At 73.8% G+C, this 12,946-nt stretch carries 11 protein-coding genes and 1 pseudogene; 9 read left to right on the top strand and 3 right to left on the bottom strand.

The window, feature by feature from the left end; genetic code table 11:
• The first annotated feature begins 72 nt into the window (after positions 1-72).
• Both M4D82_RS24655 and M4D82_RS24660 read left to right on the top strand, forming a co-directional pair.
• Positions 73-1,137 carry a LacI family DNA-binding transcriptional regulator gene (locus M4D82_RS24655; RefSeq protein WP_249772125.1) on the top strand — a complete coding sequence of 355 codons (1,065 nt, stop codon included), beginning with the start codon at positions 73-75 and terminating at the stop codon, positions 1,135-1,137.
• A gap of 24 nt (positions 1,138-1,161) precedes the next feature.
• The gene (locus M4D82_RS24660) at positions 1,162-2,166 is read left to right on the top strand and encodes an ROK family protein (protein ID WP_502988994.1); all 1,005 of its coding nucleotides are present in this window, start codon (positions 1,162-1,164) and stop codon (positions 2,164-2,166) included.
• On the opposite strand, the gene M4D82_RS24665 is transcribed toward M4D82_RS24660, so the two are convergent.
• Positions 2,156-3,151 carry a TAXI family TRAP transporter solute-binding subunit gene (locus M4D82_RS24665; RefSeq protein ID WP_249768105.1) on the bottom strand — a complete coding sequence of 332 codons (996 nt, stop codon included), beginning with the start codon at positions 3,149-3,151 and terminating at the stop codon, positions 2,156-2,158. The two genes, M4D82_RS24660 and M4D82_RS24665, sit on opposite strands and share 11 nt — an antisense overlap.
• A gap of 114 nt (positions 3,152-3,265) precedes the next feature.
• Between M4D82_RS24665 and miaB the strand changes: the two genes are divergently transcribed.
• Both miaB and M4D82_RS24675 read left to right on the top strand, forming a co-directional pair.
• Positions 3,266-4,783: a tRNA (N6-isopentenyl adenosine(37)-C2)-methylthiotransferase MiaB gene (gene miaB, locus M4D82_RS24670; protein ID WP_249768106.1), complete on the top strand. Its 1,518-nt coding sequence runs from the start codon at positions 3,266-3,268 to the stop codon at positions 4,781-4,783.
• Between the two features lie 87 nt (positions 4,784-4,870).
• Positions 4,871-5,589, top strand: a pseudogene (locus M4D82_RS24675) (class III extradiol dioxygenase subunit B-like domain-containing protein).
• Between the two features lie 78 nt (positions 5,590-5,667).
• Here the strand turns inward: M4D82_RS24675 and M4D82_RS24680 are convergent.
• On the bottom strand, positions 5,668-5,955 hold the full coding sequence (locus tag M4D82_RS24680; protein ID WP_249768107.1) for an antitoxin: 288 nt from the start codon (positions 5,953-5,955) through the stop codon (positions 5,668-5,670).
• 23 nt (positions 5,956-5,978) lie between these two features.
• Positions 5,979-6,212 carry a hypothetical protein gene (locus tag M4D82_RS24685; protein WP_249768108.1) on the bottom strand — a complete coding sequence of 78 codons (234 nt, stop codon included), beginning with the start codon at positions 6,210-6,212 and terminating at the stop codon, positions 5,979-5,981.
• 175 nt (positions 6,213-6,387) lie between these two features.
• On the opposite strand from M4D82_RS24685, the gene miaA reads away from it, so the two are divergent.
• The 5 genes from miaA (at position 6,388) to M4D82_RS24710 (ending at position 12,897) form a co-directional block, all read left to right on the top strand.
• Positions 6,388-7,326: a tRNA (adenosine(37)-N6)-dimethylallyltransferase MiaA gene (gene miaA, locus M4D82_RS24690; protein WP_249768109.1), complete on the top strand. Its 939-nt coding sequence runs from the start codon at positions 6,388-6,390 to the stop codon at positions 7,324-7,326.
• Between the two features lie 168 nt (positions 7,327-7,494).
• Positions 7,495-8,037 carry a hypothetical protein gene (locus M4D82_RS24695; RefSeq protein ID WP_249768110.1) on the top strand — a complete coding sequence of 181 codons (543 nt, stop codon included), beginning with the start codon at positions 7,495-7,497 and terminating at the stop codon, positions 8,035-8,037.
• 88 nt (positions 8,038-8,125) lie between these two features.
• A complete protein-coding gene (gene dapF, locus M4D82_RS24700; protein WP_249768111.1) occupies positions 8,126-9,001 on the top strand; it encodes a diaminopimelate epimerase in 876 nt (291 codons plus the stop codon).
• 140 nt (positions 9,002-9,141) lie between these two features.
• A complete protein-coding gene (locus M4D82_RS24705; RefSeq protein WP_249768112.1) occupies positions 9,142-11,223 on the top strand; it encodes a RelA/SpoT family protein in 2,082 nt (693 codons plus the stop codon).
• A 183-nt stretch (positions 11,224-11,406) separates the two neighbouring features.
• Complete coding sequence (locus tag M4D82_RS24710) at positions 11,407-12,897, top strand: M1 family metallopeptidase (protein WP_249768113.1); 1,491 nt, start codon at positions 11,407-11,409, stop codon at positions 12,895-12,897.
• Positions 12,898-12,946: the final 49 nt, after the last annotated feature.

A 12,946-nucleotide genomic window follows, 5' to 3' on the forward strand; every position in this document is an offset into this window, starting at 1 on the left:
GGGCCGGGGTGTGACGGAAAGGGCCGGGGCGTGACGGAAACGCACAGGGCGCGCAGGGTCCGCAGGCCCACCATGAAGGACATCGCCCGCCGCGCCGGCGTGTCGGAGAGCGCCGTCTCCTTCGCGCTCAACGGCCGCCCGGGGGTCTCCGACGCCACCCGCGCCCGCATCCGCGCCCTCGCCGAGGAACTGGGCTGGCAACCCAACAGCGCCGCCCGCGCCCTCTCCGGCGAACGCTCCGGCGCCATCGGGCTGGTCCTGGCCCGTCCCGCGCACACCCTGGGCGTCGAATCGTTCTTCCTCCGGCTGGTATCCGGGATCCAGGAGGTCCTCGCGGCCGGCCGGATCGCCCTGCTCTTCCAGGTGGTCGAGGACATCGACGCCGAATGCGCCGCCTACCGCCGCTGGTGGGCCGAACGGCGCGTCGACGGGGTCCTCGTCGTCGATCCCCGTACGAGCGACCCGCGCCCGGAACTGCTGGCGCGGCTGGGCCTGCCGGCCGTACTGGTCGGCGGGCAGGCGCCCGCACGGGGCGCGGCGGACACGCCCGATCCGGCGATCCCCGAGGCCGCGCCGCCCCTCGGCCTCTCCCGCGTCCGCTCCGACGACGCCCGCGCCATGGCCGACGTCCTGGGCCACCTCCACGCCCTCGGCCACCGCCGCATCACCCACATCGCGGGCCTCCCCGACCTCGCCCACACCGCCCGCCGCATCGCCTCCCTGCGCGTCGAGGCCGCCCGCCTCGGGCTTTCCGCCGACCGGGTGCGCTCGGTCCCCACCGACTACTCCGACGCCGAGGGCGCCGCCGCCACCCGCCGGGTCCTCGCCGAACCGGAGCCGCCCACCGCCCTGATCTACGACAACGACGTGATGGCGGTCGCCGGCGGCGCGGTCGCCGCCGAACTCGGCATCCCCGTGCCCGGCCGGCTCTCCCTCGTCGCCTGGGACGACTCGGCGCTGTGCCGCGTCACCCACCCCCGGCTGACCGCCCTGGTCCGTGACACCGCCGCGTTCGGCCGGCTCGCGGCCGAGGAACTCCTCGCCCTCCTCGCCGGAGGGGCGCCCCGCGTCCGGGAGAGCGAACCGCCCCGACTGGAGCCCCGGGAGAGTACGGCCCCGCCACCGGCCGCATACTGAAATCCGACCTCCAGGAGCGCCACCGTGACCACTCCCACCCCAGCCTTCCCCGCGCCGCGCGCCGGCGCGGGAGCGGCCACCGGTCCGACGGTGGCGATCGACATCGGCGGCACGAAGATCGCGGGCGCGCTGGTCCACCCCGACGGCACCCTCACCGCCGCCACCCGCCGCCCCACCCCGCGCGACACGGACGCCGAGGGCGTCATGGCGGCCGTGACCGAAGTGATCGCCGACCTCTCCGGCGACCCCCTGTGGGCGTCGGCCGTCCGCTGCGGCATCGGCAGCGCCGGGCCCGTCGACACCTCACGGGGCACGGTCAGCCCCGTCAACATCGCCGCCTGGCGCGGCTTCCCCGTCCAGGCCCGCGTCGCCGCCGAGCTGCGTGCCCGCGGCGCCCGGATCCCCGTGGTCCTCGCCGGCGACGGCGTGGCCATGACGGCCGCCGAACACTGGCTCGGCGCCGCCCGCGGCCACGACAACGCCCTGTGCATGGTGGTCTCCACCGGCGTCGGCGGCGGCATCGTCCTGAACGGCCGACTCCACCCCGGCCCCACCGGCAACGCCGGCCACATCGGTCACATCAGCGTCGCGTTCGACGGCGAGCCCTGTGTCTGCGGCGGCCGAGGTTGCGTCGAATCCCTCGCCTCCGGTACCGCCATCGCCCGCTGGGCGCGTGAACGCAACTGGACCGGCCCCGACCCCACGGCCGCCGGCGTCGCCACCGCCGCCCGCGCCGGCGACCCGGTCGCGCTGGCCGCCTTCGACCGGGCCGGCCGCGCCCTGGCCGCCGCCATCGCGGCCACCGCCACCCTCGTCGAAACCGACATCGCGGTCATCGGCGGCGGGGTCGCCGCCTGCGGGGACACCCTCTTCGTGCCGATCCGGCGGCACCTGGCCTCGTACGCCACCCTGTCCTTCGTGCGCGACCTCAAGGTGGTCCCGGCCGCCCTCGGCACCGACGCCGGGCTCATCGGCGCGGCCGCCGCCGCGATGATGCTCCTGCCCGGCCCGGCCGACGCTACGGCTTGACCGAGCGGTAGTACCGCCGCGCGCCCTCGTGCAGCTCCAGCGGATCGGTGTAGATCGCGGTGCGCAGGTCCACCAGCTGCGCCGCGTGCACCTCGTGCCCGATCCGGTCCCGGCTCAGGATCACCGTCCGGGTGAACCGTTCCGTGAGCTCCGCCCCCGTGTCCTCCCGGGTGACCAGCAGGTTCGGTACGGCGACCGTGGCCACCGCCGAGGTGTTGCGGGCCCGCGTGTACGCGTCCTGCGGCATCACCGCGGCCCGATAGTAGGCGGCCGGGCTGCCACTGGCCTGGAGCCGCTCCAGCAGGTCGCCGAGCTGGACGAGCCGGACGTCGAAGCGCTCCGACAGCTCGCGCACCGCGTTCGTCGGGAGCCCGCCGGACCAGAAGAAGGCGTCGATGCGGCCCGCCTCCAGCTCCGCCGGCATGGTGTCGATGCCGATCGCCACCGGCGTGATGTCCCGTGCGGGGTCCAGCTTGGCCGCCTTCAGCAGCCGGTCGGAGATCAGCCGCACGCCCGACCCGTCCTGACCCACCGCGACCCGCTTGCCGCGCAGGTCGTGCGCCGACTGCACGGGCGAGCCGGCGGGCACCACCAGCTGCACGTAGTCGTCGTAGAGCCGCGCGCAGCCGCGCAGCCGCGTCGCGCCCGGCTTGCCGTCGGCCCGGTACTTGGCCACCGCGTCCGCCGTCGCCACCGTGAAGTCGGCCGCGCCGGCCGCCACGCGCTGGAGGTTCTGCTGCGAACCCTCGCTGGTCTCCAGCCGCACCCGCACCTCGGGCATGTCCTGGGCGAGCGCCTGCTCCAGCAGCTGGCCGTACCGGTGGTAGACGCCCGTACGCACCCCCGTGCTGAAGGTCAGATCACCCGAGAGCTCCGGCTCGCCGAAGGGTTTCAGCCACCACAGCAGCCCCGCGAGCACCGCCAGGGCGGCGACCAGGCCCTGCAGAGCGCGGCGGCGGCCGAAACGGGGAGGTATGCGGAACATGCGCGCGATCCTGCCACCCCGCCGCCCCTCCTGTCACGGCCCGCACCCCGCACCCACCACCGGCGCCCCGCCCGCGCGGCCGGAGGTCTCCCGGGCACCGCCTACCCTTGTTGCATGACCAGCAGCAGCGACCGGAGCCCGGCAGTGGACCCCAAGGGAACTTACGAGGTGCGCACCTACGGGTGCCAGATGAACGTGCACGACTCCGAGCGACTCTCCGGTCTGCTGGAGGACGCCGGCTACGTCCGCGCCCCCGAGGGCGCCGACGGAGACGCCGACGTCGTCGTCTTCAACACCTGCGCCGTCCGCGAGAACGCCGACAACAAGCTCTACGGCAACCTCGGCCGCCTCGCCCCCATGAAGACCAAGCGCCCCGGCATGCAGATCGCCGTCGGCGGCTGCCTCGCCCAGAAGGACCGCGACACCATCGTCAAGCGGGCCCCCTGGGTCGACGTCGTCTTCGGCACGCACAACATCGGCAAGCTGCCCGTCCTGCTGGAGCGCGCCCGCGTCCAGGAGGAGGCCCAGGTCGAGATCGCCGAGTCGCTGGAGGCCTTCCCCTCCACGCTCCCCACCCGCCGCGAGTCCGCGTACGCCGCCTGGGTGTCGATCTCCGTCGGCTGCAACAACACCTGCACCTTCTGCATCGTCCCCGCCCTGCGCGGCAAGGAGGAGGACCGCCGCCCCGGCGACATCCTCGCCGAGGTCGAGGCGCTGGTCGCCGAAGGCGTCTCGGAGATCACCCTGCTCGGCCAGAACGTCAACGCCTACGGCTCCGACCTGGGCGACCGCGAGGCCTTCTCGAAGCTGCTGCGCGCCTGCGGAGCGATCGAGGGCCTGGAGCGCGTCCGCTTCACCTCCCCGCACCCCCGCGACTTCACCGACGACGTGATCGCGGCCATGGCCGAGACCCCGAACGTGATGCCGCAGCTGCACATGCCGCTCCAGTCCGGCTCCGACCCGATCCTGAAGGCGATGCGCCGCTCCTACCGACAGGAGCGCTTCCTCGGGATCATCGAGAAGGTCCGCGCCGCGATCCCGCACGCGGCGATCTCCACCGACATCATCGTGGGCTTCCCCGGCGAGACCGAGGAGGACTTCCAGCAGACGATGCACGTCGTGCGCGAGGCCCGCTTCGCGAACGCCTTCACCTTCCAGTACTCCAAGCGTCCCGGCACCCCGGCCGCCGACATGGAGGGCCAGATCCCCAAGGAGGTCGTCCAGGACCGCTACATGCGTCTGGTCGCCCTCCAGGAGGAGATCTCCTGGGAGGAGAACAAGAAGCAGGTCGGCCGCACGCTGGAGGTCATGGTCGCCGAGGGCGAGGGCCGCAAGGACGGCGCCACCGCCCGCCTCTCCGGCCGCGCCCCCGACAACCGCCTCGTGCACTTCACCAAGCCCGAGGAGGACGTCCGCCCCGGCGACGTCGTCACCGTCGAGATCACCTACGCCGCCCCGCACCACCTCCTCGCCGAGGGCCCGACCCTCGCGGTGCGCCGCACCCGCGCCGGCGACGCCTGGCAGAAGCGCAACGCCGCTCCCGCGCAGCCCAAGGGCGTCCTGCTCGGCATCCCGACCCTCGGCGTCCCGGCCCCGCTGCCCGTCGCCACCTCGGGCTGCGCGATCGACTGATCACCCGGATCGACTGATCACCCGACCCGATCACCCGATCACCCGATCGACCGACCGTCGGCCGGCGGGGCGGCTAGGCTGCGGATCATGCTCGTAGCCGCCGCCGTCTGCCCCGCACCGCCGCTCCTCGTGCCGGAGGTCGCCGCGGGCGCCGCCGTCGAACTGGACGACGCCCGTACCGCCTGCTCCGACGCGCTCGCGGTGCTCGCCGCCTCCCGGCCCGACCTGCTGGTCGTCGTCGGGGCCGCCGACGAGGACGAGGCCGGGCCGTACCCGCCCGGCTCCGAGGGCGACTTCCGCGCCTTCGGGCTCGGCCCCGGGGACGGCCCCGAGGTCCGGCTCGGGGAGGGCCCGCGGCGGCGTCGACCACTGCCGCCGCCGCTCGCCGTGGGCGCCTGGCTGCTGGGCCGGGCCCGCTGGGGCTCGGCCCCGTCGAGGGCCTCGGCGTCCCGCGGTCCCGCCAGGCGGCCGACTGCCTGGCCGCCGGCCGGCAGCTGGCGGCCCGCGACGCGCGCGTCGCCCTGCTCGTCATGGGCGACGGCAGCGCCTGCCGGACCCTGAAGGCCCCCGGCTACCTCGACGACCGCGCCGCCGGCTTCGACGCGGAGGTCGCCCACGCCCTGGCCACCGCCGACACGGACGCTCTCGCGGCGCTGGACCCGACGCTCGCCGCCGAGCTCCAGGCCGCCGGGCGGGCGCCCTGGCAGGTCCTCGCCGGCGCCGCCGAAGGCACCGGCCTGGCCGGCCGGCTGTTCTACGAGGACGCCCCGTACGGCGTCGGATACTTCGTGGCCGCCTGGTCCTGAGGGCCACCGGACGAGACGAAGGGGCGCGGGACCGCATGGTCCCGCGCCCCTTCTCGTGCCCGACGTCCGGTACGCGTGTCAGGAGGCCGGCGGCGGCGTCGGCCCGCCGGGGGTGTCCTTGCGCGGGATGTCCTGCGGAGCTTCCCTCTCCGGAGTGTCCTTGTGCGCGAGCTTGCCCAGGGCGTCCTTCGCCTTGTGCGTCCCGGTCGTGATGCGGTCGCTGTACTTGCCATGGGTCTTGGAGTCCACGGCCTTGGCGACCTTGTCCAGGCCCTCGCCGATCCTGCCCTCGTGCTGCTGCGCGAGGCCTTCGACCTTTTCCTTGGCCGGAGCGAGCTTGGCCTTCAGATTGTCCAGCAGGCCCATGGGTCACCCTCCAGTGGCGGTAGCTACGTACGGGCGCCCTCGCCGGTCTCGCTGTCCGCGGCGACCTCGGCCGACTGCTGCTTCGGGATCTCCACGACCTCCGCCGCGGGAGCCTCCGTCACAGCCTCCGGAGCCTCCCCGGCCTCCTCGGCCGGGTCGCCCTCCGCGGCCGACGCCTCCGCCGTGGCGGCCTCGGCCTCGACCCCTTCGGTCGCTCCCTCGTCCTTACGGCGAAAAAACCGGTCAAAAACGCCCATGTCTACTCCCTTAACGTTACTCGTGCGGGTGAAGTTCCGCTGTGGCCGGACCGGCCTCCACCAGGTGCGCGACAGGCGCACGCCGGGCCGGAACCTCTTCAGGGCAACGACCCCCACCGGACCCCGTCACCTAACCCGATCGGGTACATGCCGTTCGGTTTGCGAGACTGTGTCGGTGAGGAATGCACCCCCCGCCCCGCGGGTCATCGCCGTCGTCGGTCCCACCGCGGCCGGAAAGTCCGATCTGGGCGTCGCCCTGGCCCGCCACTTCGGCGGTGAGGTCGTCAACGCGGACTCCATGCAGCTGTACCGGGGGATGGACATCGGCACCGCCAAGCTGACGGTCGAGGAACGCGGCGGCGTCCCGCACCACCTCCTCGACATCTGGGACGTCACCGAAACCGCCAGCGTCGCCGAGTACCAGCGCCTCGCCCGCGCCGAGATCGACAGGCTGCTCGCCGAGGGCCGCACCCCGGTCCTCGTGGGCGGATCCGGCCTCTACGTCCGCGGCGCCCTCGACGCCATGGAGTTCCCCGGCACCGACCCCGAGGTCCGCGCCCGGCTGGAGGCCGAGGTCACGCTGCGCGGACCCGGCGCCCTGCACGCCCGCCTCGCCGCCGCCGACCCGGCCGCCGCCGCCGCGATCCTGCCCAGCAACGGCCGGCGCATCGTGCGCGCCCTGGAGGTCATCGAGATCACCGGCCGCCCCTTCACCGCCAACCTCCCCGGCCACGAGTCCGTCTACGACACCGTGCAGATCGGCGTCGACGTGGCCCGCCCCGAACTCGACGAACGGATCGCGCTGCGCGTGGACCGCATGTGGGAGGCCGGGCTCGTCGACGAGGTCCGCGCCCTGGAGGCCCGGGGCCTGCGCGACGGCGTCACCGCCTCGCGGGCGCTGGGCTACCAGCAGGTGCTCGCCGCCCTCGCGGGGGAGTGCACGGAAGCGGAGGCGAAGGCCGAGACCGTTCGGGCCACGAAGCGCTTCGCCCGGCGGCAGGACTCCTGGTTCCGCCGTGACCCGCGCGTCCACTGGCTCAGCGGGGCCGCCGCCGACCACGGGGAACTCCCCGGACTCGCCCGCTCGTTGGTCGAACGAGCGGTTACAGCCTGATCACGTGATGGCATCGGGACGCCCCGTGCGCCCGTCGCGGGCCCTGGGCCGTGCCATCATCAAACTTCTGAACAGCGGCGTACGAAGTCCGAGTGGGGAGGGCGCGTGGCGATGGAGGCCGGCCCTCGTGACACCGGGCGGGACGACACCAGACGGGAAGCGGACCCGATGCGTCACGGCGGGACCGCGGAGCGCGGTGCGTCCGCCGACACCGACGCGCCCGCACGGCCCGCCGCGCCCGGTGCGAGGCCCGCGGGCGCGTCCGCCGACGCCCCCGAGGTCCCGGAGGTACTCGGCCTGCCCGCCGAGCCCGACCGGCTGAGCCCCGACGGGCCCGACGCCCCCGGAAGCGGCGCCGAGGACGTCTCCGGCCCCGAGTTCGAGGTCGAGCTGCGCCCGCAGCGCCGCCTGCGCATCTGGCAGATCGCCCCCATCGTGCTGCTCGGCGTCGCCGGATCCCTCATGTTCGGCTTCCCCCTCGCCTTCGAGTTCGGCGACGGCGGAGCCGTGGTCGCCATGCTCGGCTTCCTCATCAGCTGCTGCGCGGGCGGCTGGGGCATGATGGCCGCCCGCCGCGTCGGCTACACCTGGCCCGGACTCCCGCCGCGCGGCAGCGGCCGCCGCCCCGACTGGCGGATGGCAGCGCTGTACGCGCTCGCCGCGCTGGCCGTCGTGGCGCTCGCCGTGTACCGGGTGGCGCGGCTGCGCTGAGCGCGGGCCGGTCCCGCAGCGCGGCGCCGGCCGTGGGGGCGCGTAGGCCGGCAGGTCAGGGGCGGAAGGCGCTCGGTACCATGGGCGCGTGACGCACACCCCCCTCTCCTTCCTCAAGGGCCACGGCACCGAGAACGACTTCGTGATCGTCCCCGACCCCGACAACGCCATCGAGCTGCCCGCGACCGCCGTCGCCGCGCTCTGCGACCGGCGCGCGGGCATCGGGGCCGACGGTGTGCTGCACGTGGTGCGCTCCGCCGCCCATCCCGAGGCCGCCGCCATGGCCGCCGAGGCCGAATGGTTCATGGACTACCGCAACAGCGACGGCTCCATCGCCGAGATGTGCGGCAACGGCGTACGCGTCTTCGCCCGCTACCTCCAGCACGCCGGCCACGTCGAGCCCGGCGACCTCGCCGTCGCCACCCGAGGCGGCGTCAAGCGGGTCCACCTCGACAAGACCGGCGACGTCACCGTCTCCATGGGCCGCGCCGAACTCCCCGAGGGCGACGTCACCGTCTCGGTCGGCGAGCACATCTGGCCCGCGCGCAACGTCAACATGGGCAACCCGCACGCCGTCGCGTTCGTCGACGGCCTCGACCAGGCCGGGAACCTCTACAGCCCGCCGGCGTTCAGCCCGGCCTCGGCCTACCCCACCGGGGTCAACGTCGAATTCGTCGTCGACCGCGGCCCCCGCCACGTCGCCATGCGCGTCCACGAACGCGGCTCCGGCGAGACCCGCTCCTGCGGCACCGGCGCCTGCGCCGTCGCCGTGGCCGCCATCCGCCGCGACGGCGTCGACCCCGCCGTCACCGGCGAGCCCGTCACCTATACCGTCGACCTGCCCGGCGGCACCCTCGCCATCACCGAGCACCCCGACGGCCGCGTCGACATGACCGGACCGGCCGTGATCGTGGCCGCCGGAGAGTTCGAGGCCGACTGGCTCACCGAAACGGCTTTCGCCTGAGGATTCCCTCTCATGGGTGATCCGTTTCACGCTGAGCGAGAGGTGGACTGCGCCACGTGGTGGGGTCGGTAACATCAGGCACCGGCCCTGAGGGCTCACCCCATGCCCGCCACCGCCGGTCGAAGCTGCCGGAGGTGCCCATGAGTGCAGAGGCCACGAACCCCGAAGCACATGCTGAAGTGCGTCCTGAGCTGCGCAGACGTGGCCGGAGCCGGCTCGATCTGCGGCGGCTCGGGCGGGCGGCCCTGCTCGGGCCGACGTCCCGCGATCGGCTCCCGGACGCCATCGGACACGTAGCAGAAGCGCACCGCGCCCACCATCCGGACGCCGATCTGTCCCTTTTGCGGCGGGCCTATCTGCTCGCCGAGACCTCACACCGCGGCCAGATGCGAAAAAGTGGTGAGCCGTACATCACACATCCGCTCGCCGTCACCCTGATCCTCGCCGAACTCGGCGCCGAGACCACGACGTTGACGGCCTCTCTGCTGCACGACACCGTCGAGGACACCGATGTGACCCTCGATCAGGTCCGCGCCGAATTCGGCGACGAGGTCGCCTTCATCGTCGACGGGGTCACCAAGGTCGAGAAGATCGACTACGGCGCCGCCGCCGAACCCGAGACCTTCCGCAAGATGCTCGTCGCCACCGGCAACGACGTCCGCGTCATGTCCATCAAACTCGCCGACCGGCTCCACAACATGCGCACCCTCGGCGTGATGCGCCCCGAGAAACAGGCCCGCATCGCCAAGGTCACCCGCGACGTCCTGATCCCGCTCGCCGAACGCCTCGGCGTCCAGGCCCTCAAGACCGAACTCGAAGACCTCGTCTTCGCGATCCTCCACCCCGACGAATACGAACGCACCCGCGCCCTCATCGCCGCCCACACCGGCGAGAGCGACCCGCTGCCCGCCATCGCCGACTCCGTACGCACCGTCCTGCGCGAGGCCGGCATCGCCGCCGAAGTCCTCGTCCGGCCCCGCCACTTCGTCTCCGTCCACCGCATCTCCCGCACCCGGGGCGAACTGCGCGGCTCCGACTTCGGCCGCGTCCTCGTCCTCGTCGGCGAGAACGCCGACTGCTACGCCGTACTCGGCGAACTCCACACCTGCTTCACCCCGGTCGTCTCGGAGTTCAAGGACTTCATCGCCGCCCCCAAGTTCAACCTCTACCAATCCCTGCACACCGCCGTCGCCGTCCCCGAGGGCTACGTCGCCGAAGTCATCGTCCGCACCCGGCAGATGCACCGCGTCGCCGAAGCCGGCGTCGTCGCCCTCGGCAACCCCTACACCACCGGCGACACCGCCGACAGCGACGAAGAGCGCGTCGACCCCACCCGACCCGGCTGGTTGTCGCGACTCCTCGACTGGCAGCAGTCCGCGCCCGACCCCGACACCTTCTGGACCGTCCTGCGCGCCGAACTCGCCCAGGACCGCGAGATCACCGTCTTCCGCGCCGACGGCAGCACCCCCGGCACGATCAGCCTGCCGGGCGGCGCCAGCTGCGTCGACGCCGCCTACGCCCTCCACGGCGAAGCCGCCCACGGCTGTATCGGCGCCCGCGTCAACGGGCGCCTCACCTCCCTGTCGTCCCCGCTCTCCGACGGGGACACCGTCCAGCTGCTCCTCGCCCAGGACGCCTCCTCCGGGCCCGCCCCCGACTGGCTCGACCACGCCCGCACCCCCGCCGCGCGGATCGCCATCACCAGCTGGCTCCAGGCCCACCCCGACGGCGCCGGGCCCGCCACCGCCGCGCCCCGCGCGCCGCTGTCCGTCGTCGGGGCCCGGGGGGACGGCGGCAACGCCGTCGCCGACCTGCCGGACGCGCACGTACGCCTCGCCGGGTGCTGTACGCCCGTACCGCCCGACGCGGTCGCCGGATTCGTCGTACGGGGCGGCGCCGTCACCGTGCACCGGGTCCACTGTCCCGCCGTGGCGCAGATGCGCTCCCTGGGCCGCACCTCGGTCGCCGTGCACTGGCGGGCCACCGCGGACTGCCGGGTCACGCTGCTCGCCGAATCGTTCGGCCGCCCGCACCTGCTGGCCGACCTGACCGAGGCCATCGCCCGCGAAGGGGTCGAGGTGGTGTCCGCCACCGTGGAGCCGCCCGTGGAACAGCGCGTCCGCCACACCTACACGCTGCAACTGCCCGACGCCGCGGGGCTGCCCGCACTGATGCGGGCCATGCGGGACGTGCCGGGCGTGTACGACGTGAGCCGGGCGTAGGGGGCTCCGGGGGGTTCGGGTTTCGGTTTCGGGGGGGGCGAGGGGGCGCGGGGGCGCTCGTACGCGGCGTGAGGCGTGAGTCCGGGCGTGCGGAGGCACGCCGTGCGGCCGGAGGTCCCCGTTCGGGTGGAACCGTCGCGCGCCGCCCGCGGCCCCGTCCCCGGCGCTGGTAAGCGATGGTGGATGCAGCTCACCTCCCCGCGCCTGCGCGCCGCCCTGCTCGCCGCGGCCTCCCTGACCCTCGTCGCCGCCGTGCTGCCCCCGCCGAAGCCCCTGGGCATCGGCGACCGGCTGTTCCCCGAGCTCGGCAACCCGGGGTACGACGTCCTCTCGTACGACCTGTCCCTCACGTACAAGGACAACCGCAGCCCCCTCGACGCGGTCACCGTCATCAACGCCCGCAGCCTCGCGCCGCTGGAGCGGATCAACCTCGACTTCACCCACGGCACGGTGGCCTCCGCCGAGGTCAACGGGGAGACCGCGCGCTTCGAGAGCGTCGGCGAGGACCTCGTGCTCACCCCCGCGCGACCGATCACCGCGAGCACGCCGCTGCGCATCACCGTCCGGCACACCAGCGACCCGCGCGGACGCGCCTCCGACGGCGGCTGGGTCGTCACCGAGGACGGCCTCGCCATGGCCAACCAGGCCGACGCCGCCCACCGCGTCTTCCCCTGCAACGACCACCCCGCCGACAAGGCCTGGTTCACCTTCCGCGTCACCACCCCCGCCGGCCTCACCGCCGTCGCCAACGGCGTGCCCGGCGCCCTCCCCGCCACGCGGGCCGCCGGCGCGACCGAGTGGACGTACCGCACCCTGCACCCCATGGCCACCGAACTCGCCCAGGTCTCCATCGGCCGCTCCACCGTCGTGCACCGCACCGGACCGCACGGACTGCCCCTGCGCGACGTGGTCCCCGCCGCCGACCGGCAGAAGCTGGAACCCTGGCTGAAGAAGACCGCCGGCCACATCACGTGGATGGAAGACCGGATCGGCCGCTACCCCTTCGAGAACTACGGCGTGCTCATCGCCCGCGCCAAGACCGGCTTCGAGCTGGAGACCCAGACCCTGTCACTCTTCGAACACGGACTGTTCACGGGCGAGGGCTACCCCGAGTGGTACGTCGAGTCCGTCATGGTCCACGAACTCGCCCACCAGTGGTTCGGCGACAGCGTCACCCCCCGGACCTGGTCCGACCTGTGGCTCAACGAAGGACACGCCACCTGGTACGAGGCCCTCTACGCGGACGGCCTCGGCACCTACTCCCTGGAACGGCGCATGCGGGAGGCCTACCAGCGCTCCGACCAGTGGCGCGCCGCCGGCGGCCCCCCGGCCGCCCCGAAGGCCGCCGCCCCCGGGGAGAAGATCGGACTGTTCCGTCCCGTCGTCTACGACGGGTCCGCCCTGATCCTCTACGCCCTGCGCCAGGAGATCGGCACCGAGGCCTTCGACCGGATCGAACGGCGCTGGGTGGCCGAGCACAAGGACGGCGTCGCCGGCACCGACGACTTCGTGCGCCTCGCCTCCCGGGAAGCCGGACGCGACCTCAAGGCCTTCCTCGACCCGTGGCTCTACGGCGCCACCACCCCCGCGATGCCGGGTCACCCCGAGTGGGGCGGCCCGGCGACAGGCCGGGGCCCGGCTCGCGCCGCGGCCCCGATCACCGGGAAGTCGTAGGAAAACGGTATGACGAGCCGGGAACGGGCATGACACCATCAACGAGGTC

It is taken from the genome of Streptomyces sp. RerS4, assembly GCF_023515955.1.
In the GTDB taxonomy this organism is placed as follows: Bacteria; Actinomycetota; Actinomycetes; order Streptomycetales; family Streptomycetaceae; genus Streptomyces.

Excerpts from the sequence above, each read along its gene's own strand:
- M4D82_RS24655 (WP_249772125.1), top strand. The coding sequence starts at position 73 with ATGAAGGACATCGCCCGCCGCGCCGGCGTGTCGGAGAGCGCCGTCTCC.
- M4D82_RS24665 (WP_249768105.1), bottom strand. The coding sequence starts at position 3,151 with ATGTTCCGCATACCTCCCCGTTTCGGCCGCCGCCGCGCTCTGCAGGGC.
- miaB (WP_249768106.1), top strand. The coding sequence starts at position 3,266 with ATGACCAGCAGCAGCGACCGGAGCCCGGCAGTGGACCCCAAGGGAACT.
- M4D82_RS24680 (WP_249768107.1), bottom strand. The coding sequence starts at position 5,955 with ATGGGCCTGCTGGACAATCTGAAGGCCAAGCTCGCTCCGGCCAAGGAA.
- M4D82_RS24685 (WP_249768108.1), bottom strand. The coding sequence starts at position 6,212 with ATGGGCGTTTTTGACCGGTTTTTTCGCCGTAAGGACGAGGGAGCGACC.
- M4D82_RS24695 (WP_249768110.1), top strand. The coding sequence starts at position 7,495 with ATGCGTCACGGCGGGACCGCGGAGCGCGGTGCGTCCGCCGACACCGAC.
- M4D82_RS24705 (WP_249768112.1), top strand. The coding sequence starts at position 9,142 with ATGAGTGCAGAGGCCACGAACCCCGAAGCACATGCTGAAGTGCGTCCT.
- M4D82_RS24710 (WP_249768113.1), top strand. The coding sequence starts at position 11,407 with ATGCAGCTCACCTCCCCGCGCCTGCGCGCCGCCCTGCTCGCCGCGGCC.